The organism is Brevibacterium sp. Mu109 (genome assembly GCF_900169375.1).
Taxonomy (GTDB): Bacteria; Actinomycetota; Actinomycetes; order Actinomycetales; family Brevibacteriaceae; genus Brevibacterium; species Brevibacterium yomogidense_A.
Window position 1 is genome coordinate 97,907 of the sequence record NZ_FXZF01000004.1, and the last position, 24,636, is coordinate 122,542.

The 24,636-nt window shown below is 69.3% G+C and carries 27 protein-coding genes; 1 reads left to right on the forward strand and 26 read right to left on the reverse strand.

The features are described from left to right. Window positions 1-30 precede the first annotated feature (30 nt). The 3 genes from pyrH to rpsB all read right to left on the reverse strand — a co-directional run bounded on the left by pyrH (window position 31) and on the right by rpsB (window position 2,905). Window positions 31-789 (reverse strand): UMP kinase, encoded by a 759-nt coding sequence (pyrH, locus tag BSP109_RS03725; RefSeq protein WP_087008193.1) that lies wholly within the window; start codon window positions 787-789, stop codon window positions 31-33. Window positions 790-1,077: 288 nt separating this feature from the next. After that, a complete protein-coding gene (tsf, locus tag BSP109_RS03730) occupies window positions 1,078-1,905 on the reverse strand; it encodes a translation elongation factor Ts (protein WP_087008191.1) in 828 nt (275 codons plus the stop codon). Window positions 1,906-1,972: 67 nt separating this feature from the next. Then, a complete protein-coding gene (rpsB, locus tag BSP109_RS03735) occupies window positions 1,973-2,905 on the reverse strand; it encodes a 30S ribosomal protein S2 (RefSeq protein WP_087008189.1) in 933 nt (310 codons plus the stop codon). Window positions 2,906-3,387: 482 nt separating this feature from the next. On the opposite strand from rpsB, the gene BSP109_RS03740 reads away from it, so the two are divergent. Continuing rightward, window positions 3,388-4,470, forward strand: coding sequence for a D-alanyl-D-alanine carboxypeptidase family protein (locus tag BSP109_RS03740; protein WP_257944536.1), 1,083 nt, complete (start codon window positions 3,388-3,390; stop codon window positions 4,468-4,470). A gap of 4 nt (window positions 4,471-4,474) precedes the next feature. Here BSP109_RS03740 and BSP109_RS03745 read toward each other — a convergent pair whose 3' ends face one another. The 23 genes from BSP109_RS03745 to BSP109_RS03855 all read right to left on the reverse strand — a co-directional run bounded on the left by BSP109_RS03745 (window position 4,475) and on the right by BSP109_RS03855 (window position 24,634). Continuing rightward, a complete protein-coding gene (locus BSP109_RS03745; RefSeq protein WP_087008187.1) occupies window positions 4,475-5,536 on the reverse strand; it encodes a tyrosine recombinase XerC in 1,062 nt (353 codons plus the stop codon). 18 nt (window positions 5,537-5,554) lie between these two features. After that, on the reverse strand, window positions 5,555-6,832 hold the full coding sequence (gene dprA / locus BSP109_RS03750; RefSeq protein ID WP_257944537.1) for a DNA-processing protein DprA: 1,278 nt from the start codon (window positions 6,830-6,832) through the stop codon (window positions 5,555-5,557). Between the two features lie 3 nt (window positions 6,833-6,835). Further along, on the reverse strand, window positions 6,836-8,404 hold the full coding sequence (locus BSP109_RS03755) for a YifB family Mg chelatase-like AAA ATPase (RefSeq protein ID WP_101599412.1): 1,569 nt from the start codon (window positions 8,402-8,404) through the stop codon (window positions 6,836-6,838). Further along, entirely contained in the window at window positions 8,401-8,757 is a 357-nt protein-coding gene (locus tag BSP109_RS03760; RefSeq protein WP_101599413.1) for a YraN family protein, read from the reverse strand. Before BSP109_RS03760 ends, BSP109_RS03755 begins: the two co-directional genes overlap by 4 nt. Before the next feature lie 176 nt (window positions 8,758-8,933). Further along, window positions 8,934-9,251: a DUF2469 domain-containing protein gene (locus BSP109_RS03765; RefSeq protein ID WP_101599414.1), complete on the reverse strand. Its 318-nt coding sequence runs from the start codon at window positions 9,249-9,251 to the stop codon at window positions 8,934-8,936. A gap of 25 nt (window positions 9,252-9,276) precedes the next feature. Beyond that, window positions 9,277-9,972, reverse strand: coding sequence for a ribonuclease HII (locus BSP109_RS03770; protein ID WP_257944538.1), 696 nt, complete (start codon window positions 9,970-9,972; stop codon window positions 9,277-9,279). After that, a complete protein-coding gene (gene lepB / locus BSP109_RS03775) occupies window positions 9,973-10,665 on the reverse strand; it encodes a signal peptidase I (RefSeq protein WP_257944539.1) in 693 nt (230 codons plus the stop codon). It lies immediately after the preceding gene. Between the two features lie 36 nt (window positions 10,666-10,701). After that, the gene (gene lepB / locus BSP109_RS03780) at window positions 10,702-11,349 is read right to left on the reverse strand and encodes a signal peptidase I (RefSeq protein WP_101599415.1); all 648 of its coding nucleotides are present in this window, start codon (window positions 11,347-11,349) and stop codon (window positions 10,702-10,704) included. A gap of 19 nt (window positions 11,350-11,368) precedes the next feature. After that, on the reverse strand, window positions 11,369-11,710 hold the full coding sequence (gene rplS / locus BSP109_RS03785) for a 50S ribosomal protein L19 (RefSeq protein ID WP_087008179.1): 342 nt from the start codon (window positions 11,708-11,710) through the stop codon (window positions 11,369-11,371). A gap of 168 nt (window positions 11,711-11,878) precedes the next feature. Further along, the gene (trmD, locus tag BSP109_RS03790) at window positions 11,879-12,703 is read right to left on the reverse strand and encodes a tRNA (guanosine(37)-N1)-methyltransferase TrmD (RefSeq protein WP_101599416.1); all 825 of its coding nucleotides are present in this window, start codon (window positions 12,701-12,703) and stop codon (window positions 11,879-11,881) included. Then, window positions 12,703-13,272: a ribosome maturation factor RimM gene (rimM, locus tag BSP109_RS03795; protein WP_101599417.1), complete on the reverse strand. Its 570-nt coding sequence runs from the start codon at window positions 13,270-13,272 to the stop codon at window positions 12,703-12,705. The genes trmD and rimM overlap by 1 nt, the downstream gene beginning before the upstream one ends. Window positions 13,273-13,530: 258 nt before the next feature. Then, on the reverse strand, window positions 13,531-13,761 hold the full coding sequence (locus tag BSP109_RS03800) for an RNA-binding protein (protein ID WP_087008174.1): 231 nt from the start codon (window positions 13,759-13,761) through the stop codon (window positions 13,531-13,533). Window positions 13,762-13,763: 2 nt separating this feature from the next. Beyond that, complete coding sequence (gene rpsP / locus BSP109_RS03805; protein WP_087008172.1) at window positions 13,764-14,192, reverse strand: 30S ribosomal protein S16; 429 nt, start codon at window positions 14,190-14,192, stop codon at window positions 13,764-13,766. 170 nt (window positions 14,193-14,362) lie between these two features. Further along, window positions 14,363-15,967, reverse strand: coding sequence for a signal recognition particle protein (gene ffh, locus BSP109_RS03810; RefSeq protein ID WP_087008170.1), 1,605 nt, complete (start codon window positions 15,965-15,967; stop codon window positions 14,363-14,365). 84 nt (window positions 15,968-16,051) lie between these two features. Further along, a complete protein-coding gene (ftsY, locus tag BSP109_RS03815; RefSeq protein ID WP_087008168.1) occupies window positions 16,052-17,212 on the reverse strand; it encodes a signal recognition particle-docking protein FtsY in 1,161 nt (386 codons plus the stop codon). A 47-nt stretch (window positions 17,213-17,259) separates the two neighbouring features. Next, entirely contained in the window at window positions 17,260-17,661 is a 402-nt protein-coding gene (locus BSP109_RS03820) for a hypothetical protein (RefSeq protein ID WP_101599418.1), read from the reverse strand. A 208-nt stretch (window positions 17,662-17,869) separates the two neighbouring features. After that, entirely contained in the window at window positions 17,870-21,616 is a 3,747-nt protein-coding gene (gene smc, locus BSP109_RS03825; protein WP_101599419.1) for a chromosome segregation protein SMC, read from the reverse strand. 55 nt (window positions 21,617-21,671) lie between these two features. Next, complete coding sequence (locus tag BSP109_RS03830) at window positions 21,672-21,797, reverse strand: zinc finger domain-containing protein (protein WP_308297900.1); 126 nt, start codon at window positions 21,795-21,797, stop codon at window positions 21,672-21,674. Window positions 21,798-21,884: 87 nt separating this feature from the next. Further along, window positions 21,885-22,211 (reverse strand): DUF3021 domain-containing protein, encoded by a 327-nt coding sequence (locus BSP109_RS03835; RefSeq protein ID WP_101599421.1) that lies wholly within the window; start codon window positions 22,209-22,211, stop codon window positions 21,885-21,887. Window positions 22,212-22,272: 61 nt separating this feature from the next. Next, complete coding sequence (gene mutM / locus BSP109_RS03840) at window positions 22,273-23,196, reverse strand: bifunctional DNA-formamidopyrimidine glycosylase/DNA-(apurinic or apyrimidinic site) lyase (protein WP_101599422.1); 924 nt, start codon at window positions 23,194-23,196, stop codon at window positions 22,273-22,275. Further along, window positions 23,189-23,899, reverse strand: a complete 711-nt coding sequence (gene rnc / locus BSP109_RS03845) for a ribonuclease III (protein ID WP_087008161.1) — start codon at window positions 23,897-23,899, stop codon at window positions 23,189-23,191. The genes mutM and rnc overlap by 8 nt, the downstream gene beginning before the upstream one ends. A gap of 7 nt (window positions 23,900-23,906) precedes the next feature. After that, window positions 23,907-24,110, reverse strand: a complete 204-nt coding sequence (rpmF, locus tag BSP109_RS03850) for a 50S ribosomal protein L32 (protein ID WP_087008160.1) — start codon at window positions 24,108-24,110, stop codon at window positions 23,907-23,909. A 2-nt stretch (window positions 24,111-24,112) separates the two neighbouring features. Beyond that, complete coding sequence (locus tag BSP109_RS03855; RefSeq protein WP_087008158.1) at window positions 24,113-24,634, reverse strand: DUF177 domain-containing protein; 522 nt, start codon at window positions 24,632-24,634, stop codon at window positions 24,113-24,115. Window positions 24,635-24,636: the final 2 nt, after the last annotated feature.

The window sequence follows — 24,636 nt, forward strand, 5'->3', positions numbered from 1 at the left end:
GATTCTACGGTCTCAGTGCGGTCCGAGTGGTCAGGCGGTGACGAGTGTGCCGATCGGATCGCCCGCGATGGCCCGGCCGAGGTTCCCGTCGCCCTCCATGCCGAACACGCGCATCGGCAGCGCATTGTCCATGCAGAGGGAGAACGCCGTCGCGTCGACCACCTTGAGTCCGCGCACCAGTGCGTCCTGATAGGTGAGGGTGTCGAGCTTGACCGCGTCGGGGTTGCTCCGAGGGTCGTCGTCGTAGACGCCGTCGACACCGTTCTTGGCGATCAGGACCTCGTCCGCGCTGATCTCCAGCGCCCGCTGCGCGGCGACGGTGTCCGTCGAGAAGAACGGCATTCCCGCTCCCGCGCCGAAGATGACGATCCGGTCCTTCTCCATGTGTCGGATCGCCCGGCGCGGAATGTACGTCTCCGCGACCTGCGACATCGGGATCGCGGTCTGCACACGGGTGTCCACGCCCGCCTGCTCGAGGAAGTCCTGCAGGGCGAGGCAGTTCATCACCGTGCCGAGCATCCCCATGTAGTCCGCGCGCGTGCGGTCCATGCCGCGCTGCGACAGTTCGGCGCCCCGGAAGAAGTTGCCGCCGCCCACGACGATGCTCACCTCGACCTCGGGGATGGTCGTCGCGATCTGGCGAGCCACCTGCGACACGACGTCCGGGTTCACACCGACGGACCCGCCGCCGAACACCTCACCGGACAGCTTGAGCAGTACGCGCCTCTTGTGCGTCCTCAGCGACGGGGCGTTGTCGCGGGATGAGGTGTGGACCGGCGTGTGGTTCATTGTCGTATCTCCTGCGAGCTCGGGGGCCACCATTCCGCTGGCAGTCCGCTCGAGCGGATCATCGCCCAGCGGACCGCCGCCGATTCTACCGGTCGCCGAACGCGCGCACGCACGCGCCACCGGCGATCTCGGAGAACGAGCCCGGAATGCCGACAGGGCGGCACCCGTCGGGTGCCGCCCTGTCGTGGCGGAGCGAGTCCGCCGATGCTTCCTCAGTGAGGAGATTCCCGTCAGAGACGAGGCTCCCCTCAGAGAGGAGGCTCCCTCAGAGAGGGATCGGGTTCCGTATCAGGAGCCCACGCGGAAGCGCACGAAGCCCGTGGCCTTGACGCCGGCCTCCTCCAGGACGGAGGCGACAGACTTCTTCGGCTCCTTGGCGAAGCCCTGATCCAGCAGGACGTTCTCCTTGAAGAAGCCGTTCACGCGACCTTCGATGATCTTCGGCATGGCCTGCTCGGGCTTGCCCTCGTTGCGAGCAGTCTCCTCAGCGATCGCACGCTCCTTCTCGACCAGTTCGGCCGGCACCTCTTCGCGCGAGAAGTAGGTGGGCGTGAGAGCGGCGATGTGGACTGCCACATCATGTGCGGCAGTCGCGTCGTCGCCCTCGTACGCGAGGAGCACGCCGACCTGCGGAGGCAGGTCCTTGTTCGTGCGGTGCAGGTACGACTCGACCTTGGCGCCCTCGACGCGGACGACGCGCTTGAGCTCGACCTTCTCGCCCAGCGATGCGCCGCCCTCGGTGATGATCTGCGAGACCGGCTTGCCGTCGATCTCCAGAGCGGAGAAGGACTCCGCGTCCGTTGCGCCGTGCTCGACTGCGAGAGCGAGGATGCTGTCCGCGAGTTCGATGAACTTGTCCGACTTCGCGACGAAGTCCGTCTCGGAGTTGAACTCGATCATCGTGCCGACGCCGCCTTCGACGTGCGTCGCGACGAGTCCGTCCGAGGTCGAGCGGCCCTCACGCTTGGTCGCGCCCTTGAGGCCCTTCACGCGGAGGATCTCGATCGCCTTCGCGTGATCGCCGTCGGACTCGTCGAGAGCCTTCTTGACGTCCATCATGCCCGCGCCGGTCTTCTCGCGGAGCTCCTTGATGTCAGCTGCGGTGTAGTTGGCCATACGCACTCCTTCTTCTGGGAGGTCTGTGCCCGCAGCCGGCCGGTAGGCCGGCTGCGGGCGGGAACGATCAGGCTTCGGTCGACTCGGCGTCAGCCGCAGCGGCTTCGGTGGTCGCCTCAGCAGCGGGGGCCTCGGCGGCCTCGGCGGCGGGGGCTTCAGCTGCGGGTGCCTCTGCAGCAGGTGTCTCAGCAGCAGGTGTTGCTGCCTCAGCGGCCGGTGCCTCGTCGGACGATCCCTCGAGGAGCTCGCGCTCCCACTCCGGCATCGGTTCGACGGCGGAGACGTTCTTCTCGCCGCCCTCGTCGACACCGTGGCGGGTGATGAGGCCCTCCGCGACTGCATCCGCGATGACGCGGGTCAGCAGGCCGACGGAGCGGATCGAGTCGTCGTTGCCGGGAACCGGGTAGTTGACCTGGTCCGGGTCGCAGTTCGTGTCGAGGATCGCGATGATCGGGATGCCGAGCTTGCGCGCCTCATCGACTGCGAGGTGCTCCTTGTTCGTGTCGACGATCCACACGGCGGACGGGGTCCGCTGCATGTCACGGATGCCGCCGAGCGTGCGCTCGAGCTTGTCCTTCTCGCGACGGAGGATGAGGAGTTCCTTCTTCGTGTACATCGACGATGCGACGTCGTCGAAGTCGACCTCCTCGAGCTCCTTCAGACGCGCGAGGCGTCCGGAGATCGTCTGGAAGTTCGTGAGCATACCGCCCAGCCAGCGCTGGTTGACGAAGGGCTGGCCGACGCGCTTCGCCTGCTCGGCGATGGCCTCCTGGCCCTGCTTCTTCGTGCCGACGAAGAGGATCGAACCGCCGTGTGCGACGGTCTCCTTCACGAAGTCGTACGCGGAATCGATGTAGCCCAGCGTCTGCTGGAGGTCCACGATGTAGATGCCGTTGCGCTCGGTGAAGATGAAGCGCTTCATCTTCGGGTTCCAACGGCGGGTCTGGTGTCCGAAGTGGACGCCGCTGTCGAGCAGCTGGCGCATGGTGACGACGGCCATGCCGACGACTCCTTCCACGTGCGCCCCGCTTCCGCGGCTGCGCACGTCTGTCAGGCTGAGTGCACGGACGCCCGCGCGCACACCCGGATGTGGAAGCCATATCTGGGGGTGAGCGGAAGGGTCCGTTTCAGCGTTTCCGGTTTGTGCCTGGCATCCGCGATCCCCACCGGCGAGCAGTTGCTCGCACCGTCGGCCGGGATCGTAGAGATCGGATGCGCGAAGTCAGTCCGTGACCGTGCTTCCGGGAGCCGGCCGCGCGACCGGAGTCGCACGGCGAGAGCCTGAGAGCAGACGGACACAGCACTGCTGTCCGTATCGTACTGCCGTCCGCACGGCGAACCAAACGGCGAGGTCGGGGCGCGCACTGCGGCTGTGGGTCGCACACGTATCCGTGCGCACGCGCGGCTGTGCAGGAGCGGTGATCCGTCCACAGCTGTCGCGGCGCTCTGGTCGCGCCGCGGCGTCAGGGCTTTCCTGTGCACATGGACACGCGTCGGCACCCCGCACCAGGATCACCGCCTCCCGCACTGGGACGGTCATCCCCTCTGGGACGCAGCACCCGACGGCTCGTCGCAGCGGTGTGCTTCGTCCTGACCATGGTGATCGGTCCAGCTGTGGCGGCCGGGCAGGTGCTCGCCGCAGCGCCGCCCGCTCCAGCCGCCGATCAGTCGAGCCTGGATCCGGCAGCGCATCCCACCGACTGGATCGCACCGGTCCCGTCGCCGACCGTCGTGCGCGGATTCGATCCGCCGGACGCCGACTGGCACACGGGCCATCGCGGCGTCGACCTCGCGGCGCTCCCCGGAGAATCGATCCGCGCACCCGCCGCCGGCACGGTCCGCTTCGCGGGCGTGGTGGGCGGGAAGCCGGTCGTGAGCGTGGCAGTGGGTGCATGGGTCCTCAGCGTCGAGAACGTCGATGCCACGGTCAGCACAGGCGATCAGGTGCATCCCGGGCATCCGATAGGCGCCGTGGCCACTCCCGCGCACTGCTCGGACGGGTGTGTGCACGTCGGTGTCTGGCCCCAGGACAGGAAGACCGAGTACGTCGATCCCATGCCGTTCTTCGGCCGGGGCGACATCATCCTGCTCCCGGAGGCGGAGGCGCCGGAAGAGCTCCCCGAGGTCCCTTCCGATTCAGGTCACTCCGGTGCAGGCCCGTGGGGCGGGCATCGCAACGGCCGGATCCCCGCCGTCGCACTCTGCGCGGTGCAGACTGCACCGGGACACCTCCTGCGCTGCGACGCGGCACGTGCCTTCGACGAGATGAGTCACGCGTATGTACAGCGATTCGGCGCGCCGATCTCTGTCACGGACTCGTATCGCGACTACGACACGCAGGTGATCCTGAAGCGGAGGAAGGGACGCATGGCGGCCGCCCCGGGAACGTCGAACCACGGGTGGGGACTGGCCATGGATCTGGGCGGTGGGATCAACCGCTTCGGTGCGGAGACCCACATCTGGATGCAGACGAATGGGCCGCGCTTCGGGTGGATCCACCCGTCATGGGCACGGCAGAACGGATCGCTGCCGGAGGCGTGGCACTGGGAGTTCGCGGGCGGATGACGCGTCAGGCCCGGGGATGCGCTCGGTCGTACACCGCGGCGAGCCGGCCCAGCGACACGTGGGTGTAGATCTGGGTCGAGCTGAGTGCCGCATGCCCCAGATACTCCTGGACCTGACGGATGTCAGCGCCGTTCTCGACCATGTGGGTCGCAGCCGAATGACGCAGGCCGTGGGGAGACAGGTGGGGCGTACCGGGAACCGCATCAGTCGCCGCCTTCACGACGCGACGCACCTGTCGGACATCGAGGCGGGCCCCGCGCACACCGAGGAACAGGGCGGGGCCGGAGTCCTCGTGGGCGAGCGCGGGACGTCCTGCCTCGCGCCACGCGTCGACGGCTCGGGCCGCGGGCGCGCCGAACGGCACTCGTCGCACCTTGCCGCCCTTGCCCAGCACCGTGACGAGGCCCGCCGCCCCATCGACGTCGTCGAGGTCGAGGCCCACGAGCTCCGACACCCGCAGTCCCGTCGCGTACAGCAGCTCGAGCAGCGCCGCATCGCGCAGGCCCACCGCGCTCCTCGTCGGATCAGACGGCTCGGACGCCTTCGTCGCTTCCGGCACCTCCATCGCATCCGAGACGTCGGACAGTACCGCGGACGCAGGCGGCCTGTCTGTCCGCGCGCTGTCCGTCCGTCCATCGGCACCGTCCAGGACGCGCGCCGCGTGCTCCTGCTGGAGCACGGTGGGGAGCCGTGACGGCTTCTTCGGTGTGCGGAGCCGAGTCGAGGGATCCTGCGCGATCCTCCCCGACCGGAGGCACTGGCCGAAGAACCTCCGCACAGAGGCGATCCGCCGGGCGGTGGTCGCCGGTGACGACCCGGTGCGCGACATCGTCAGCACCCACTCCCGCAGATTGCCCGCCTCGATGTCGGTGAGCGGCAGCCCTCTGCCGTCCGGCCCCTCGAACGTCGCGAGCAGCCGACAGACGTCGCCGACGTACGCGCGGCGCGTGTGCTCGGATGCTCCGCGCTCAAGCCTCAGGTGCGCGTCGAAAGCCTCCACCGCGTCGATGTACGCGGGATCGTGCAGTGAACGGCCGATGAGATCGCCCGTGGGGGAAGCAGGCATGCTCCCAGGGTAGCCCCGTCACCCGGGGCACTTCACCCAGCCGTGATCCGTCCGCCGCGCATGGCCGGCGAGCTCCAGCATCCCCAGGGCCGCCATGGCCGCCCCGACGCCGAGCCCCGCACGAGCGGCCAGCGTCGGCACATCCACGCCCCTGCGGACAGGCAGCGCCGAATACAGCTGCAGCTCGTGAGGCTGCATCGCATCGGTGATCCGCAGGGCGGTCTGCACGTCGCCTCCCTCGTCCACCGTCTCCGTGAGCGGCGCGGCGAGCTCGATCACGTCCTGCGCATCCGTCACGAGCACCGCGGAGCCCTCTCGGATGAGCCGGTGGCAGCCGGCGGACTGGTCGCTCATGACCGATCCGGGAACGGCGCCCACGGGACGGAGGAGTTCCGCTGCTCGGTTCGCGGTGTTCAACGCCCCGGACCGGTGACCCGCAGCCGTCACGACGGTCGTGCGCGATGCGGCCGCGATGAGCCGGTTCCTCAGCAGGAAGCGGTGTCGCATCGCCGTCTGACCGGGTGCGGCCTCGGAGACGATCGCGCCTGACCTGAGGACATCGGTGAGCAGCTGGTCGTTGCCGCGGGGGTAGAGCGCGTCGGCACCGCCGGCCATGAATGCCACGGTCGACGCATCCGCGGCGAGCGCCGTGCGGTGGGCGGCGGCATCGACCCCGTAGGCGCCGCCGGAGACGATCGTCCATCCGTCACCCGCGAGGTCCCACGCGAGCATCTTCGTGACCGTCAGCCCGTACGAGTCCGCGGCACGTGCGCCCACGATCGCCACCGATCGCTGGAGCACGGTTCTCAGCCGTGCCGGTCCGCGCACCCACAGCGCGATCGGAGCGTGGGTCCCCAGATCGTCGAGGCCGATCGGCCATTCGTCATCGGTGGGGATCACCAGGCGTCCGTCGAGCCGTGCCATGATCCGCAGATCGCGGGCGCCGTCCAGCTCGTCGACGCGTACGGCCCACCGTGCGAACGCCTCCTCCATCCGCGTTCCGAGGCCGGCGGCATCCGCTCCTCCGCCGCGTCCGCCCAGCTCCTCGACCACCGCCTCCACTGCGCGTCGTCGATCCCCGCCGGCGCCGCTGACTGCCAGACCGCGTGCGTCGACGAAGCCGACGGCACGGACGAGTGCGGCCAGCAGCACATCGCCGGGCTCCGCCATCCGCACGAGGTCTGCCGCCGCCGCGCGCTCGCGCTGTGTTCCCCGGTCGCTCTGCAGTTCCTGGGCGTCCGGCGGTTCCTGGGCGTCCATCCCCGTCTGATCCGCATCATCCATGTGTGCGTCCACGTCTCAGGCCTCCTGTGTGCGCATGAGCAGGGCCGTGCCCAGTTCGTCGGCGCCGGGACGTTCCCGGCCGGCAAGATCTGCGATGGTCGTCGCGACGCGCAGCACCCGGTCATAGCCGCGCATCGTGAGGACTCCGGTCTCCAGCGCACGGTCGAGCACACGGGTCTCGCGTGCGGCGAACCGGAACTCCCCGCGCAGCCAGCCGCCGGGGGCCTGGCCGTTGGTGGACCATCCCATCCCCGCATAGCGATCCGCCTGCACGGTGCGTGCGGCGATCACACGACGCCGGACCTCCGCAGACGACTCACGCGGTTCAGCCGCGTGCACGTCGACTGCTGTGACCGGGAGCATCTCGAGTCGCATGTCGATGCGGTCCAGCAGCGGACCCGACAGTCGCCCCCGGTAGCGCAGCCGGTCACGCGGCGTGCAGCGACACCCTGCGGATCCGGTCGCGCCCATCCCGCACGGACAGGGATTCGCCGCCATCACGAGTTGGAATCGACTGGGCAGGTCGACAGACCCCCAGCTGCGGGACACGCGGCACCATCCCGACTCCAGCGGTTCGCGCAGTGCTTCGAGCACGTCGCGTGAGAATTCTGGAGCCTCGTCCATGAACAGGACTCCGTGATGCGCACGCGAGAAGACCCCGACGCTGTTCGGCCGTGAGCTGCCGAGCATCGCGGCCGTCGTCGTGCGATGGTGCGGCGTCTCGAACGGCGGCAGGGGCGGCACGTCCCGGGTGGAGAGGGTCCCCGCCAGCGAGGCCAGGGCGAGCACCTCGACAGCGGCGTCCTCGTCCAGGGACGGCAGGATCCCCGGCAGGCACCCGGCCAGGAGCGTCTTCCCCGCGCCGGGTGCACCGGTCATCAGCAGATGATGCCGCCCCGCCGCTGCGATCTCCAGCGCCTGGCGGGCGTCGTCCTGGCCCTGCACCTGAGCCAGGTCATGGACCTCCGGCCGCTGTGCGTGGGCCGTGCTGCGGTCACGAGCGATCTCGACCGGGTGCGGGACCATGTCCGCACCGAACCATGCGGCGCATTCGGCCAGGCTCGCGACCGGGATGATCTGCGCACCGGGGACCACGTGGGCCTCCTCCGCGCAGCCCGCGGGGACGACGAAGTGCGTGAAGCCGGACCGCAGGCCAGACACGATGGTCGGCAGCACTCCCGGCACGGGCAGGATCCTCCCGTCCAGTCCCAGCTCGCCGCAGAACACGACTCCGCGCGTCCGGTCCGGATCCACCACCTGTTCGGCTCCGAGGACGGCGGTCGCGATCGCGAGGTCGAATCCGCTTCCGATCTTCCGGACGCTGCCGGGAGACAGGGAGACCGTGTACCGCATCGCCTTGAGCCGCACCCCCAGATTGCTGAGTGCTGCGCGGATCCGCTTGCGGGATTCGCTCACGGAGGCGTCCGGCAGGCCCACGACGTCGATGCCGGGGATCCCGGGGTTCACACTCGCCTCGACCACGACGGGCGTGCCGTCCAGCCCGGAGAGTGCGATCGCATCGGTCTGACCCAGGGTCACCGGCGGTGGCGCGGTGGGCGGTCGCTCCGCCCCGGTGCGGCTCATTCCAGCCCCTCGAGGTGCGTGAGCTCCGGCTGCGTTCCGGCCCAGATGAGTCCGATCACGTCGATCCGGAACCGCGGGACGAACTCATCCTGCGCGGACAGCCACGCTCCCGCGGTGCGGCGCATCCTCGCGGCCTTGCGCACTCCGATCGTCTCCAGGGGATGTCCTGCGTTCACCGATGAGCGTGTCCGCACCTCGACGAAGACGACTGTCGTCCCGTCCGGTGTGATCGCGATGATGTCGATCTCGCCGTGGCGACAGCGCCAGTTCCGCTGGTGGATGGTCCATCCGCGCGCTTCGAGGTGCTGGACCGCGAAGTCCTCGCCTCGTCTTCCCAAAGTCTGTCTGGACATGCCCCCATGGCACGCTCACGAGGCTGCGGATGGAAGGCCCGCCGGCACCTGTGGACGGACGAGCGGCTGCCCACAGTCCGCTGTGCGCGCCGTGGCATCGCAGCGCGCGAGCCTGTGACCGCGAGTGACATGCTCGCGCGGATCACCGTCGCAGCGACATCACCACCGGAGCGACATCACCGTCGCAGCGACGAGGGCGGCTCCAGATCGGATTTCGCGAGCTCCTCGATGTTCACGTCCTTGAAGGTCAGCACGTGGACGTTCTTGACGAAGCGTGCGGAGCGGAACGTGTCCCACACCCACGCGTCCTTGAGGGTGAGCTCGAAGTAGACGTCCGTGCCCGCCTCGTGGGCCTTCAGATCCACCGAATTGGCCAGATAGAAGCGTCGATCGGTTTCCACCACATAGGAGAAGAGTCCGACCACGTCCCGGTACTCCCGGTAGAGCTGGAGCTCCTGGTCCGCTTCGTAGTCCTCAAGATCCTCGGCGCTCATAGGGGCCATCCTAGCCATGCAGCGCTCATAGGGCCCAGGACCTCCGGTGATGGTGTGTGACGCCCAGCGAGGCGATCGCCTCGCGATGAGCGGCCGAGCCGTACCCCATGTTCGACTCCCAGCCGTAGGACGGCACCTCACGGTGGAGGCTCCGCATCCTCGCGTCGCGATCGACCTTCGCGAGCACGCTCGCAGCCGCGATCGTCGCCACGGACCCGTCGCCCTTCACGATCGTGCGCACGCGCGGCACCTCGACATCGACTGCATCTCCGAAGACGAGCGCCGCATCGAGGGTCAGGGGTGTGGACAGCCAGTCGTGGCTGCCGTCCAGCAGGACGAGATCTGCAGGGCCGAACGGCGTGAGCGCAGCCAGAGCCCGGCGACCTGCCAGGCACAGCGCCAGAGTGATCCCCACCGCGTCGATCTCCTCCGCGCTCGCGTACGCGACCGCGTGCTCGGGCCGCCATGCTCCGACGGCCTCTGCGAGAGCGGTGCGACGGGAGACGGGAACCTGCTTCGAATCCCGCAGCCCCTCCGGGGTCCGGCACACATCGTCGTCGACGCCCGCAGCCAGCGCTTCCACGTCCACGCGGACGGCGCCGACTCCGACGGGGCCCGCGAGCGCGCCGCGGCCCACTTCGTCCATGCCGATGACGAACCGTGCACCCTCACGGTGACATGCGATCTCCACCGTGTGCTCGGTGATCGCCGGGACGGGCACTCAGCCCTCCCCCGCGTCGGGAACACCGTCGAACGCGGGCTCGTCGCCGCCCATCCACCGCAGGCGGTCCATCGGCCAGTTGATGACGAACACCTCGCCCACCACGTTGTCGTCGGAGACGAAGGGGCCCCCCTCCGCATCCGTGTTGTAGCGGGAGTCCAGCGAATTGCTGCGGTTGTCGCCCATCACCCAGTAGTGGTCCTCGGGGACTTCGACGGAGAACGGCACGTCGGACGGAGTGACCCCCGGCTGCAGGTACGCGGATTCGTCGATCGGCTCGCCGTTGACCATCAGCGTGCCGGCATCGTCACAGCATTCGATGGTGTCGCCCCCGACCCCGATCACGCGCTTGATGAGCTGAGTCCCCGCATCTGCGGGCTGGAGTCCCACGAACACGAGCACCGGATTCGGCTCGTACTGCGCGGCGACTCCCGGCTCCAGCCATCCGCCCGGATCGTCGAAGACCACGACATCGCCGCGCTCGACGTCGTTGAAGAAGAGCTGATTGACCATCACGCGGTCACCGACCTGGAGCGTCTGCTCCATCGACGCGGACGGGATGTGGAAGCTGCGCACGACGAAGGTCTTCAGTGCCCAGGACACGATGAGGGCGATGACGATGATGATCGCGAATTCGCGGAGGGTGCCCCACAGGGACTTCCTGTCACCGGGCTCGCCGTCTCTTCCACTCACGATCGCCAAGTCTAGCCGCGCGCAGCCTCCGGGCCGTCATCCGACGCTGGTGACGGTCCCGATGACCCGGTCGTCGCGGATCATGCCGCCGCCCGGTCGACCCAGCAGCGCGCGCGAATCGGTCGAGTCGTAGCGGTTGTCGCCCAGGACCCAGAACCTGTCGGCGGGGACTTCGACGGCGAACTCCACGCCCGAGGCCGCCCGGGACCGCTCCTTGAGATAGGGCTCGTCGAGGGGCCGGTCATTGACCAGCAGTCGGCCGTCGTCGTCGCAGCACTGCACCGTGTCGCCGCCGACCCCGATGACCCTCTTCACGTAGTAGACGTCGCGTGGGCCGATCCCGAACCAGGCTCCCATCTGGGCGAACGTGTCCGGCGGAAGGCTGCCGACGAAGGAGCCCCGACCGTCGAAGACGATGACGTCGCCGCGCCCGACGGTATCGAACAGCGCCGGCGCCCGCAGCGCGACGATCCGGTCACCGGGCTCCAGCGCAGGTGACATCGACGCGCTGGGGACGGTGAAGCTCTGGACGCCCACTCCTCGGATGAGGCCTGCGGCCACGACTGCGATCAGGACGACGATCCCGCCCACCCTCAGCCAGCGGCGCCACCCGCCGGACGACGCACGAGGGCGCGAACCGGTCGACCGGTTCGCGCCCTCGTGAGCAGCGTGCGAGTGGTGCACTGCGGCGGAGTCCGCCGGGTCAGCGCTTCTCGCGGATGCGTGCGGCCTTGCCGCGGAGGTTGCGCAGGTAGTACAGCTTCGCGCGGCGGACGTCACCGCGGATGTTGACCTCGATCGTCTCGATGCTGGGCGCGTGCAGCGGGAAGGTGCGCTCGACGCCCACACCGAAGCTGATCTTGCGAACGGTGAAGGTCTCGCCGACGCCGTGTCCCTGACGACGGATGACGACGCCCTTGAAGACCTGGATACGCGAGCGGCTGCCCTCGATGACGCGGACGTCAACGGAGACGGTGTCGCCGGCGCGGAACTCCGGGACGTCGGTCTTGATCGACTTCTGGTCGACGAAATCAAGCTTCTGCATGATGTCTCTCCTGATCGCGCGCCTCGGGTCGTGGGATCGTGGTTCTGCCCGCGGCCGTGCCGTGGGAGCGGTGGATTCGTCCGCCCGGTGCGGGCCCCGCGAGGGGTGACCCGTGCACCGCGTGCGTCGTCTCCCCCGAGGCAGAGCGACTGCAGCGAACGCAATCGCCTATTGTGCCAGATCCGGCCCGTCACGTTCAACACGGGCCCCATCCAGGACGGCGCGGTCCCTGTCGTCCAGCGATTCCGGCGGCAGCGCGGCGAGCAGGTCGGGTCGGGTCTCCGCGGTGCGACGCAGTCGCTGGTCGCGCCGCCAGCGAGCGACCTTCCCGTGGTCGCCCGAGAGCAGGACGGCCGGCACCTCGTGCCCCCGCCAGACGGAGGGCTTCGTGAAGACGGGGTATTCGAGGAGCCCGTCCTCGTGGCTCTCCTCGTCGAGCGACTCCGGATTGCCGATGACGCCGGGGAGCAGGCGTGCGATCGCCTCGACCATGGCGAGCACCGCCACCTCTCCCCCGTTGAGGACATAGTCGCCGATGCTCATCGGGCGGACGTCCATCCGCTCCGACGCCCAGTCGACGACCCGCTGGTCGATGCCCTCGTAGCGTCCGCACGCGAACACCAGGTGCTCGCGGCCCGCCAGCTCCCGCGCGGTCTGCTGTGTGAAGACCTCACCGGCAGGGCTCGGCACGATGAGGACCGGCCTCCCTGCGGCATCAGCGGCCGGGTGGTCGGCGGCGTCGGCCGCGTCGGCCAGCGCCCCGGAGGCTCCGAGCACCGCGTCGAGGGCCTCGCCCCACGGTTCGGGCTTCATGACCATCCCGGCGCCGCCGCCGTAGGGAGTGTCGTCGACTGTCCGGTGGCGGTCATGGGTCCAGTCGCGCAGGTCGTGGACCGTCAGCTCCAGCAGGCCCTTCTCCCGTGCCCGGCCGATCAGGCTGAGCTCCAGCGGCGCGAGGTACTCCGGGAAGATGCTCAGGACGTCGAGCCGCATCACGGCGCCGTGCCCTCCGCGGACTCGGCAGTCTCGTCACTGTCCGCAGTCTCGTCGTCCTCATCGTCCACTGCTTCGATCAGCCCGAGCGGCGGGGTCAGCAGGACGCGGCGGTCGTCGAGGTCGACCTCCGGCACGATCTCCTCGACGAAGGGGACGAGCACGTCCTCACCGGCGAGCGTCCGGACGTGGAGGAGGTCCTGCATCGCACCGACGGTGAGGTCGGTGACCGTTCCGACACGCGTGCCGTCCTCCAGGTGCACTGCGAGGTCCACGAGCTCTTCGACCCTCCATGCGTCGTCCTCGACCTCGTCGTCGGCGCCGTCGATCAGGATCTCCGTGTTGCGGACCTCCTCTGCACGGGACCGGTCCCCGACCTCCTCGAATGTGAGCAGGAGGCGATCACGGTGCCAGCGGGCGCGCTCGAGCGTGAGCGCGCCGATGTCCGGCTCCGTCGTGAAGACGGCCCCCGGCACGAACCGCGACTCCGGATCGTCGGTGCGGACCTGGACGGTGACCTCTCCGCGGATGCCGTGCGGCTTGCCCAGACGGGCGACGACCTGGCTCATGCTCCTCCTGGTTTCGTGCACGTGCACGTGCGCGTGCGCGTGCATGTGCGTGTGCGGCGTGGTGACTGCCGCGCGTCGTCCTCATGGTGCCACAGGAGCGCCCGGGGTCTCCCTCCCGACGAGAGCCTCCTTGCACCCCCTGGCACCGCAGACAGGAGGAAGGGCGGGCACGGGGTGATCCCGTGCCCGCCCTTCACCTGCGCCGTGCTCGTCCGGAGGCGTCCTCCGGCGAGCACGGATGCTCAGCTGCCGGTGTGCTCAGTCGTCGACGAGGTCGACGCGCACGCGTTCGCGTCCGGCCAGCGCACCGATGACGGTCCGCAGGGCCTTCGCGGTGCGACCGGCACGCCCGATCACACGACCGAGGTCGTCGGGGTGGACCCTGACCTCGAGCGTCGTCCCGCGCCCGCCTCCGCGCGTACGCACGGACACGTCGTCGGGATGGTCCACGATTCCGCGGACCAGGTGGTCGAGTGCGTCAGAGAGCATGATCAGGCCTCGGCCTGGTCGGTGTCCTCAGCCGGGGTCTCTGCCGGAGCGTCTGCCTCAGCCTCAGCGGGCTTCTCAGCCTCTGCGGGCTTCTCGACGATGACCGACTTCGCTGCGGGCGCTTCGAAGGATTCCTTCGCAGCGCGGCCGCGCACGGTGTTGACGGCTTCGCCCTCACCGGTGAACTTCTGCCAGTCGCCGGTGAGCTTGAGGAGGGCCTTCACCTGATCCGTGGGCTGTGCGCCCACGGAGAGCCAGTACTGAGCGCGCTCCGAGTTGATCTCGACGAACGAGGGCTCCTCGAGGGGGTGGTACAGACCGATCTGCTCGATCGCAGGGCCGTCCCGGCGGGTGCGGGAATCGGCGACGACGACACGGTAGGACGGTGCATGGACCTTGCCCAGGCGGGTGAGACGGATCTTGACTGCCACGAGAGTGGTGTCTCCTTCTGATGAGGTGTGAGGGTCCGGGCCCGTCCGTGGGGACAGACGGTGTGCGGACACTGCATGTAGTCGAGCGTCCGCGGTTGAGAGGGTCCGCGCACGCCCGGGTACAGCGACTGATTATGCCAGAGAAAGCGCGAGGATCGGAAACCGGGGCGTCAGAAGCCGCCGAAGCCCTTCGGCAGCTTCGAGAGGTCGAAGTCGTCATCGCCCATGTCGATCCCGCCGAACGCTGCGCCCTTCTGCTCGGGAGCCTTGCCCTGGCGCCGCAGTTCGGCCGCCTGGGCCTCCTGCGCCCGCTTCGCGGGATTGCCGGACTTGCCGGCGGGCTTCTTCTTGCCCTTCTTCCGCTTCGACGATGCTCCACCGCCGCCGTGACCGCCCATCCCCGGCATCGCGGGCATGCCCGGTGCGGCCTGGGGGCCTCGGGAGCGGCCGCCGCCCATCCCCGGCATGCCGCCGCCGTTGCGCATCTGCCGCATCATCTTCTGCGCCTGCCCGAACCGCTCCATGAGCTGGTTCACCTGGGTGACGGTCGTGCCGGCACCGCGCGCGATGCGCTGTCGGCGGGATCCGTTCAGCAGCTTGGGGTTCGCACGCTCCTGCGGGGTCATCGACCGCACGATCGCCTCGATGCGGTCGACCTCGCGCTCGTCGAATGACTCGAGCTGCTCCTTGTGCTCGCTCATCCCCGGCATCATGCCGAGCATCTTCTTGAGCGAGCCCATCTTCTTCAGCGACGCCATCTGCGTGAGGAAGTCGTTGAGGTCGAAGTCCTCGCCGGACTCGACCTTCTTCGCGAGCCGTTCGGTCTCCTTCTCATCGAAGGTCCGCTCCGCCTGCTCGATGAGCGTGAGGATGTCGCCCATGTCGAGGATCCGGTCCGCCATGCGGTCGGGGTGGAAGAGCTCGAAGTCCGTCATCGACTCGCCGGTCGAGGCGAACATGATCGGCTTGCCCGTCACCTGGGCGACGGAGAGCGCCGCGCCGCCGCGCGAATCGCCGTCGAGCTTGGAGAGCACGACGCCGGAGAAGTCGACGCCCTCGTTGAAGGCGTTGGCCGTTGCGACCGCGTCCTGACCGATCATCGCGTCGATGACGAAGAGGATCTCGTCCGGCTGGACTGCGTCGCGGATGTCCCGCGCCTGCTGCATGAGCTCCTCGTCGATGCCGAGGCGACCCGCGGTGTCGACGATGACGACGTCGTGCAGCTTGGACTTGGCGACGTCCATCGCGTCGGTCGCCACCTGGACGGGATCGCCCACGCCGTTGCCCGGTTCCGGCGCGTACACGTAGGCGCCTGCGCGCTCACCGACGATCTGGAGCTGATTCACCGCGTTCGGGCGCTGGAGGTCCGCCGCGACGAGCATGGGGCGGTGCCCCTCCTGCTTGAGCCAGTGCGAGAGCTTGCCGGCGAGCGTCGTCTTGCCCGCACCCTGCAGGCCCGCGAGCATGATGACGGTGGGCGGACGCTTCGCGAAGGCGATGCGGCGGGTCTGTCCACCGAGGATGCCCACGAGCTCCGCGTTGACGATCTTGACGATCTGCTGGCCGGGGTTGAGCGCCTGCGACACCTCTTCGGACAGCGCGCGTTCCCGCACGCTGCCGGTGAAGGCGCGCACGACAGGCAGCGCGACGTCCGCGTCCAGCAGGGCACGGCGGATCTCGCGGATGGTCTGGTCGACATCGGCCTCAGACAGGCGGCCCTTGCCGCGCAGGTTCTTGAAGGTCGTTGTCAGCCTGTCGGACAGTGAGTTGAACACAGCACTCCTCGCAGGAATCGGTCATGAGCTCCCCCGCAGGGTCAGCAGTCCAGCGTACCAAGCGTCCATGGGGACGCCGTCACGTCACCCGTCGACGATCGCGTCCACGAACTCGTGTGCGTCGAAGGGCGCCAGGTCGTCCGCGCCCTCGCCCAGACCGATGAGCTTCACGGGCACGCCCAGCGTCCGCTGGACAGCGACGACGATACCGCCCTTCGCGGTGCCGTCGAGCTTCGTGAGGACGATCCCGGTGATGTTCACCGCTTCAGAGAACACCTTCGCCTGCTGCAGCCCGTTCTGCCCGGTCGTGGCGTCGAGGACCAGCAGGACCTCGTCGATCTCACGCTCGTCGCCCAGCGGTCGGGCGGCGACGCGCTTGACCTTGCCGAGCTCGTCCATGAGCCCCTTCTTGTTCTGCAGCCGGCCCGCGGTGTCGATCATGACGACGTCGACGCCCTCGTCGATCCCCCGCTCCACAGCGGTGTACGCGACGGAGGCCGGGTCCGCGCCCTCCTCCTTGCGGACGGTCTCCACGCCCACGCGGGATCCCCAGGTGCTCAGCTGCTCTGCGGCGGCCGCGCGGAAGGTGTCCGCCGCACCCAGGAGCACCGACCGGTCCTGTGCGACGAGGACGCGCGCGATCTTCCCGACGGTGGTCGTCTTGCCCGCACCGTTGACGCCGACGACGAGCACGACGCGAGGCGAGCCGTCGATCGGTTCGACCGCAAGCGCCCTCTCCATCGTCGGGTCGACCGCGCGCACGAGCTCCTCACGGAGCAGCTCCGTGAGCGCCTGCGGATCGCGCGTGCCGAGTACCCGCACCCTCTCGCGCAGCGAGTCGACGATCTCCGTCGTCGGGTCGACGCCGATGTCCGCCATGATGAGGAGGTCCTCGACCTCTTCCCACGTCTGCTCGTCCAGCGTCTCGCGCGACAGGAGGGTCAGGAGTCCGCGGCCCAGCGTCGTGTTCGACTTGGCCAGGCGGTCCCGCAGCCGCGCCAGGCGCGATGTGGGTTCCGTGGGGGTCTCGAGGACCGGCGCCGAGGCCCCGGCCGGCTCCTCCTCCCCCTCGCCCGGAGCCGTCTCCCCCGGGCCGGTGCCGACGCCCGTGCCCGGTGCCCCGGGCGTGGTGACGGGTGCCGACTGGTCCCTGCGACGGCGTCGCGAGGGCGCCAGCAGGAACACCCCGCCGATGACGACGAGCAGAACGAGCAGGCCGATGCCCGCATAGATCAGGGATTCCATGACTCAACTCCCGGAAGACGAAGTGGTGGCGCGGGAAGCACGCCGGCTCAGCCCGCTCCCCGACCGAACAGCAGGCCCATCGAGGTGCGGAGTCCGGTGCCGGACTCCGGCTCCCTCCAGTGGCGCGTCCGCGGACGCAGGGAGCTCCACGGCGGCGCGGCGTGGCGTGCGGGCTGCGGACGCAGTGCGTAGGAGTGCTCGCGCATCGCGGTGACGGCGGCCTGTTCGCGTGTGGCGAGAGAGGCCGTCTCGTCATCGCCGAAGTAGCCGTGGACCTCTGATTCGTAGCCGGTCCAGGCCTGCGGCAGGCGGAAGCGGTCGTTCTCGTGGGAGCCGAACCGACCGTCGCGGCGCAGGCCGGGCAGTGCGACGAGCATGACGATCACGAGGCCGATCACGAAGGTGACGGCGAGCCCGATGATCACGACGAGGAAGCCGCCAGAGGCCATCAGGCGGCTCCCTTCATCATGAGTGCGGGCATGGGGAAGATCTCCTCGCGGTCATCACGGTCGTTCGACCCGGGCTCCGCAGCGCAGCGGTTCCGGCCGATCATCGTGCGACAGTCTATACGCGCCGTCCGCGCGACCGGTCGACCACACGACGTTGTCGTGCAGATCTCAGTCTCCTCAGAGGAAGTGCTCCCGCGGTGCGGATCGCTCATGCGTCGACTGCCGCGGGACGCGCCGCGGACTCTGCGGTCTCCGCATCGCCGGGAGTGTCCGCCTCACCGGCACGCGCCTCCAGGCGCTGGGAGATCACACGGGAGATGCCGTCGCCGTGCATCGTCACGCCGTAGAGCGCGTCGGCGATCTCCATCGTGCGCTTCTGGTGGGTGATGACGATGAGCTGGCTGGTCTCCTGCAGCTCGCGGAAGATCGTCAGCAGGCGGGACAGGTTGACGTCGTCCAGCGCCGCCTCGACCTCGTCCATGACGTAGAACGGACTGGGCCTCGCCTTGAAGATGGCCACGAGCATCGCCACTGCGACGAGCGACCGCTCGCCGCCGGACAGCAGGGACAGCCGCTTGACCCGCTTGCCCGCGGGCCGAGCGCTCACCTCGACGCCGGTCGTGAGCATGTCATCCGGATCCGTGAGGTCGAGAGAGCCCTCGCCACCGGGGAAGACGCGGGAGAAGATGTCCGCGAACTCTCGCTGGGTGTCGTAGAAGGCGGATTCGAAGACCTCCTGCACGTGGCGGTCGACGTCCTCGACGAGCCCCATCAGCTCCTCGCGGGTCCGCTCCACGTCCGTGATCTGCTTCTCGAGGTAGTCGTGCCTCTCCTGCAGCGCCGCGAACTCCTCGAGCGCCAGCGGGTTGACCTGTCCGATCGAGGAGCGCTCCTTCTTCGCCTTCGCCAGGGTCCTCTCCACGTCCGCGCGCACGTACGGCTGGGAGGGGACCTCGTCGGCCTCGCCCACTTCGTCTGCCTCGTCTGACTGGGCTGCAGCGGCTGACTGGCCCGCAGCCGCGCCGCCGTCTCCGGGCCGTGGGTCGAGGACCGGCACCGGGAGATGCGGGCCGAACTGCTCGATGAGGTTCTCCGCGGACAGGCCGACGTCGTCGACGGCACGCCGCTCGAGCTCCTCGAGGTGGAGAAGGTGACGCTCGCGGGCGAGCCGGGCCTCGTGCTCCGCATCCGCCGCCTTCGCGAGGTCGTCCGCGGCCTCCGCTCGGCGTGCGCGGAGTCCTGCCACGGCCTCCTCGAGGCGCCGGCGCTCGCCGGAGCGCTCCGCGAGAGCGGCCTCGGCCTCCTGCTGCCACACGCCCACGCGTTCGGCCACGGCCGCTGCGATCCTCGCGATCTCCCCCGCCGCATCGGCCTGGCGCCTGCGCGCCTCCGCCGTGCGCGCGGCCTGTGCGCGGGCCGCCTCCTCCTGGTCCGCCTGGCGGCGCAGCGAGCGGATGCGGTCCGCCAGGAAGGTCACCCGGTCCTCGGCGCTCCGCAGTCCGACCCGTGCGTCGACGGTCCGCTCGCCCATCGCGACGCGCGCGTCCGCCAGCTCGTCGCGCACGGCGGTGTCCGGCTCATCCTGATCGTCGCCGTCGGCCTCGTCGTCCGCGACCGCCCTGCGGGCGCCCTCGAGTTCCGCGACCGCGGCCTCCCTGCGCTTCGCCGCCTGCGTGAGTGAGTCCGCCGTCGCCGAGGCCCGCGCTCCGAGCCGTTCGAGCTCACCGGTCGCGCGGGCGAGCTCCTCGCCGGCGGCCATGATCGCGGCGTCGGATTCGTGGAGCGCCGCCATCGCGGTCCTCTCCCGTTCCCGCGCGGCGGCCAGCGGTTCGTCGAACGCCGCGATCCGCTCGTCCAGGTCGCTGATGCGCGTCTCAGCCTCATCCATCGCGGCGAGCGTCTCGTCGAGAGCGGCGCGGGCGGCGATCTGGCCGGCCTCCGGCGACCCGGCACGCGCTGCGCGGCCGTCCGCGTACACGGTGCCGTCGAGTGCGATGACGGTCTCCTGCGGATGCTCATCGAGCCGTGCGAGCGCCGCGTCGCGGGACCCGGCGAGCGTGATGTCGGTCAGCAGTCCGGCGAGGGCCTCTGCGAGGTCAGGAGCGGAGGCGGTGACGGCCGAGGCTGCGGGGAGGGTCGCATCCGGCTGGGGAGCCGCCTCTGCGGTGGGCACAGGGGCCGCGGAGCCAGCGGATGCCTGCTGCCCCGCTTCTGAGCGGGAGGACGCTGCGGTCGACTGCGATGCGCCGGCTCGCGGATGGAGGACATCGACGAGGCCCTCCTCCCCCACGTGATCGAGCAGGGCCAGAGCGGACGCGCGGTCCTCCGTGAGCACGGCGCTGGAGAGCGTGCCGATCGCCGCCGTGACCGCCACCTCGCAGCCGGGGACGATCCGCAGGTGCTGCGCGACGGCGCCGCGCAGACCCGGCAGTCCCGCATCGACGAGATCGGTCAGTTCGGCGGTGAGGCGACTGCTGGCGCGCTGTCCCTCGGCCTTCGCACGCAGGCCGACGAGCTCAGCCTGGCGGGCAGACCGGTCGTCGACGAGCGCCGTGCGCTCCTCCTCGAGGCCGGCGACCGCCTTCGCTGCGGCGGTGTGGTCCTCGTCCAGCGAGGATTCGCCCGCCTCCGTCGCAGTGAGCCGATCTCGTGCGGCTGCGACTGCGGCCTCGGCTCGCTCGATCTGCTCGTCCGACCCGGACGACTCCGCCTCGAGTGAGCTGATCGCAGACTCCGCGTGGGCGAGCGTGCGCTGGGCGACGGCGACGGCGGATGCCAGCTCCGCCCGGTGCTTCATGCGTGCGGCGATCCGGGCGCGCTCAGCGGCGAGTTCGCGCTCTGCGGCGGCGAGTCGCGCGTCGACGTCCTCCTTCTCCGCGGTGAGGTCGGCGAGGGTCGTGCGGCGCTGCTCGGCGTCGGACTCCGCCTCGCCGTGCTCCGCCTCGAAGCGCTCCGCCCGGCCGCGCAGGGCGTCCGGGGATTCGCCGGCGGGCCGCTGCTGCTGTGCCGCGGACCGGAGCATGCTGACGCGGTCGCCCGCCCGCTGGGCGAGTGCACCTGCCCTGGTGTGCTGCGCCGCGATCGTGGTGCGTCGCTCATGCACCGCGTCCGTCTGGGCATCGAAGGAGCGACGAGCCGCCTCGGCCTCCCCGATCTCCTCATCGAGCAGTCGGACGCGCTCCTCCTGGGCCCGCCTGCGCTCTGCGGGATCGTGATCCGGCGTCGTCGCGGCGATCCGCGCCTGGGTCTGGACCAGGTCATCCGCGAGCAGTCGGGCGGTCGCGTCACGCAGCACGGCCTGCACGATCTGGGCGCGCTGCGCGGCCTTCGCCTGCCTGCCCAGCGGGCCCAGCTGACGCGCGAGCTCGGAGCGCAGGTCGGAGAGCCGATCGAGGTTCGTCTGCAGTCCCGTGAGCTTCCGGAGCGCCTTCTCCTTCCGCTTGCGGTGCTTGAGCACGCCCGCCGCCTCTTCGATGAAGCCGCGGCGCTCGAACGGATCCGCGTGGAGGATCGCGTCGAGGCGGCCCTGGCCGACGATGACGTGCATCTCCTTGCCCAGACCGGAATCGCTCAGCAGCTCCTGGATGTCCAGCAGGCGCGCGGGCTCACCGTTCACCCTGTACTCGCTGCCGCCGGAACGGAACAGGGTCCGGGAGATCGTGACCTCCGTGTAGTCGATCGGCAGCGCACCGTCGGTGTTGTCGATCGTCAGTGCGACCTCTGCGCGTCCAAGCGCTTGCTTCTTCACGGTGCCGGCGAAGATGACGTCCTCCATCTTGCCGCCGCGCAGGTTCTTCGCGCCCTGCTCGCCCATCACCCACGCGAGCGCATCGACGACGTTCGACTTGCCCGATCCGTTCGGGCCCACCACACAGGTGATGCCGGGCTCGAGCTCAAGCTTCGTCGCCGACGCGAACGATTTGAATCCGCGCAGGGTGAGGGTCTTCAGATGCATGGTGGGTCGAGTCTAGCGAGACGGGACGCCGGTCGTGGTGGTTCGGGAGCGGCCGTCATGGGCGACGCGGACGCTGGGCCGGTTGGCACCGCGGACAGAAGTGCGTGCCGCGGGCGCCCACCACGATGCGGCGCACAGTCTCGCCGCAGTCGCCGCAGGGTCGCCCCACCCGTCCGTACACGCGCAGCGAGCGCTCGAAGTAGCCCGACTACCGCACTTAGTGACGCTTACCGAACGAATATGTCCGACCGTGTCCGGTCGTCAGCATTTAGGCCCGCTGTTTCGACACGAGCCTAGTGAAGATCAGATACATTACACCCCACAGCAGTGCCCCGACGGCCAAGAAGATACCCACAACGGCAAGATATCCACCAACCGAATCGAGCGGGAACCATCCGCTGAGAAGTAGCGCGGGGAGCACAGTCACGGCCATGAGAACGAAGTGAACAAGCGATTGCTTTGTCAGGCTCCATCGCTCGACTTGATAGATCACGGTGGCTCCAGAAACGGCTCCGACAATAACACCCACTGCCAGCGTCGAACGGGCGTCCTCCGGCTTGCCCTGCGCGAACAGCGCCAGCCCAATTGCAGTCATAATGACCAACGGAACTCCGGCAAGTAGGGTTGCTCTCCACGGTAAACGCACACTCGTCACCCTAGCGGTAATGCCCTCGGTTCACCCGCTGGCACCGCGGGCAGAAGTGCGAACCTCGTCCCCCAAAGGTGATCCGTTTGATCGGGCGCCCGCATCTCGGGCATGGCTCCCCCGTTCGCCCGTAGGCGTTCAAACTGTGGGAAAAGTACCCGGATTCGCCGTTCACATGGACGTAGAGCTCATCGAAGCTGGTGCCGCCCTGCGCGAGCGCTTCGAGCATCACGATGCGCGATTCCTCAAGGACGCGGCGGATGCGGGAGATCCTCATGCGCGACGGGATCGACTGGGGGTGCACGCGGGCTCGATGGAGCGCTTCGTCCGCATAGATGTTGCCGATCCCGCTCACCACGGCCTGGTTCATGAGCACCGACTTGAGTGCGGAGCCGGACCGCTGGACGACCCGTGCCGTCGCTTCAGCGTCCCAGTGGACGTCGAGGGGGTCGCGGGCGATGTGGGAGCTGCCGCGGGGCACTGCGTCCGGGCCGTCCTGCACCAGATCATCCACCCCGATGTGGCCGAAGATCCGCTGATCGAGGAAGCGCAGTTCGCGCAGGCCCTCTGCACGCTCCAGTGTGAGCACGGCGCGGGTATGGCGGTGGAGCTCATCCTGGGGCGCGTGGACGCGGAGCTGTCCGCTCATCCCCAGATGCAGCGTCAGCGCCGATGACGGGAGCTGCGACCGAGTCTCGGAACGGTCGGGCCGGTCGAACGGCACCCAGAGGAACTTGCCGCGGCGCTCAGGCGTCCGCAGGGAGATGCCGGCGACGGCCTCGGCGAAGGCACCGACGGCCTCGGGCGGGATGCGGCGCTGGGAGGTGGTGCCGAGGATCCGCGGGTCCAACACGCGGGCGGCCGTCACGCGTGTCCCGGTGATCCAGTCCTCGAGTCCGCGGCGGACGGATTCGACTTCGGGAAGCTCAGGCACGTCGGGAGTAGTCGGGATGCGCGGCGGAGATGGCCTGCATGGCTGCCTCCGCGGCGACCGCCTCGGCAGCCTTCTTCGAGGACCCGTCTCCGCGTCCCCACACCGTGCCGCCCGTGCTGGCGACCGCGGTGAACACGCGAGCGTGCGCGGGGCCGTCCCCGGTCACCTCGTAGTGGACTGTGCCCAGCGACAGGTCGGCGGAAGCCTCCTGCAGGGTCGTCTTGTAGTCCATGCCCGCGCCCAGGGTGACGGCGTCGGTGAGCATGGAGTCGATGAGGCGGTGCACCAGCGCGAAGGCGGGCTCCGGACCGCAGCTCACGTAGCAGGCGCCGATGAGCGCTTCGACGGTGTCGGCGAGGATCGAATCCTTGTCGCGACCGCCGGTCGCGTCCTCACCCTTGCCCAGCAGCAGCACCGACCCCACGTCGTGGCGGCGGGCGATGGATGCGAGCGCGCGGGTGTTGACCACCGCAGCGCGCATCTTCGCGAGTCGACCTTCGGGCAGGTCCGGGTTGTCCAGGTACAGCGACTCAGTGGCGACCAGCTGCAGCACGGAGTCCCCCAGGAACTCGAGTCGTTCGTTCGTGGGGATGCCGCCCTGCTCGAACGCGAACGAGCGGTGCGTGAGGGCAAGACGAAGCGTCTCGGGGTCGATATCGACCCCGAGACGCTCAGTGAGACCCGTGAGTCTCTCGTCAGTCATGCTGAGATCAGACGTCAGCGACCTTGCGACCCTTGTACTCGAGGAACAGCGGCGTACCGGCCGAATCCTCGACCACCTTGGCCTGGTGGGGGCGCGAGTACACGACGCGGCCGTTCTCGACGGTCTTGACCAGCGCCGGAGCTTTGGCCTTCCATGCCGAGCGACGGTGGCGCGTGTTGCTGCGCGACAGCTTGCGCTTTGGAACAGCCATGATCAGCTCTCCTTCTCTTCGTTCAGAACACTCTTGAGTGCCGCCCACCGAGGATCCTCCTCGGGTTCGTCCTCGGTGATGTCCTCACCCAGCGTGTAGTGGAACTCTCCGTCGTCCCCATCCTTGAGCGGACGGAACGGCAGAGACATCACCACAGCGTCTCGGACGGCGGGCTCGAGGTCCAGCAGACCGGCTTGCACCAGCTGCGATTCCTCGTCCTGCGGATCCGCTTCGTAGACGAAGAGCTCCTCGATGGCGGCATCGAGGGGCATCTCCAAATCGTCGAGTGTCCGGGCGTCCTGTCCCTTGGCCGTGGCGCGCACGGTGCCGGAGACGAAGATCCCTTCGACGACGCTCTCGAGTCGGAGGTCGAGGTCGACCGGATCGCCTTGCGGCACACCGATCAGCTCGACCCGCAGGTCCTCAGGTGCTCTGACGGTCGTCGCGATGGACTCCCACGAACCCGGGGAGCCGGCGAGGCCCAGCTTCCTCACGTCGATGACGAATTCCGACGATCGTTCCACTG

Excerpts from the sequence above, each read along its gene's own strand:
- pyrH (WP_087008193.1), bottom strand. The coding sequence starts at position 789 with ATGAACCACACGCCGGTCCACACCTCATCCCGCGACAACGCCCCGTCG.
- tsf (WP_087008191.1), bottom strand. The coding sequence starts at position 1,905 with ATGGCCAACTACACCGCAGCTGACATCAAGGAGCTCCGCGAGAAGACC.
- rpsB (WP_087008189.1), bottom strand. The coding sequence starts at position 2,905 with ATGGCCGTCGTCACCATGCGCCAGCTGCTCGACAGCGGCGTCCACTTC.
- BSP109_RS03740 (WP_257944536.1), top strand. The coding sequence starts at position 3,388 with ATGGACACGCGTCGGCACCCCGCACCAGGATCACCGCCTCCCGCACTG.
- BSP109_RS03745 (WP_087008187.1), bottom strand. The coding sequence starts at position 5,536 with ATGCCTGCTTCCCCCACGGGCGATCTCATCGGCCGTTCACTGCACGAT.
- BSP109_RS03755 (WP_101599412.1), bottom strand. The coding sequence starts at position 8,404 with ATGAGCCGCACCGGGGCGGAGCGACCGCCCACCGCGCCACCGCCGGTG.
- BSP109_RS03760 (WP_101599413.1), bottom strand. The coding sequence starts at position 8,757 with ATGTCCAGACAGACTTTGGGAAGACGAGGCGAGGACTTCGCGGTCCAG.
- BSP109_RS03765 (WP_101599414.1), bottom strand. The coding sequence starts at position 9,251 with ATGAGCGCCGAGGATCTTGAGGACTACGAAGCGGACCAGGAGCTCCAG.
- rplS (WP_087008179.1), bottom strand. The coding sequence starts at position 11,710 with ATGCAGAAGCTTGATTTCGTCGACCAGAAGTCGATCAAGACCGACGTC.
- trmD (WP_101599416.1), bottom strand. The coding sequence starts at position 12,703 with ATGCGGCTCGACGTCCTGAGCATCTTCCCGGAGTACCTCGCGCCGCTG.
- rimM (WP_101599417.1), bottom strand. The coding sequence starts at position 13,272 with ATGAGCCAGGTCGTCGCCCGTCTGGGCAAGCCGCACGGCATCCGCGGA.
- BSP109_RS03800 (WP_087008174.1), bottom strand. The coding sequence starts at position 13,761 with ATGCTCTCTGACGCACTCGACCACCTGGTCCGCGGAATCGTGGACCAT.
- ftsY (WP_087008168.1), bottom strand. The coding sequence starts at position 17,212 with ATGGAATCCCTGATCTATGCGGGCATCGGCCTGCTCGTTCTGCTCGTC.
- BSP109_RS03820 (WP_101599418.1), bottom strand. The coding sequence starts at position 17,661 with ATGGCCTCTGGCGGCTTCCTCGTCGTGATCATCGGGCTCGCCGTCACC.
- smc (WP_101599419.1), bottom strand. The coding sequence starts at position 21,616 with ATGCATCTGAAGACCCTCACCCTGCGCGGATTCAAATCGTTCGCGTCG.
- BSP109_RS03835 (WP_101599421.1), bottom strand. The coding sequence starts at position 22,211 with ATGACTGCAATTGGGCTGGCGCTGTTCGCGCAGGGCAAGCCGGAGGAC.
- rnc (WP_087008161.1), bottom strand. The coding sequence starts at position 23,899 with ATGACTGACGAGAGACTCACGGGTCTCACTGAGCGTCTCGGGGTCGAT.
- rpmF (WP_087008160.1), bottom strand. The coding sequence starts at position 24,110 with ATGGCTGTTCCAAAGCGCAAGCTGTCGCGCAGCAACACGCGCCACCGT.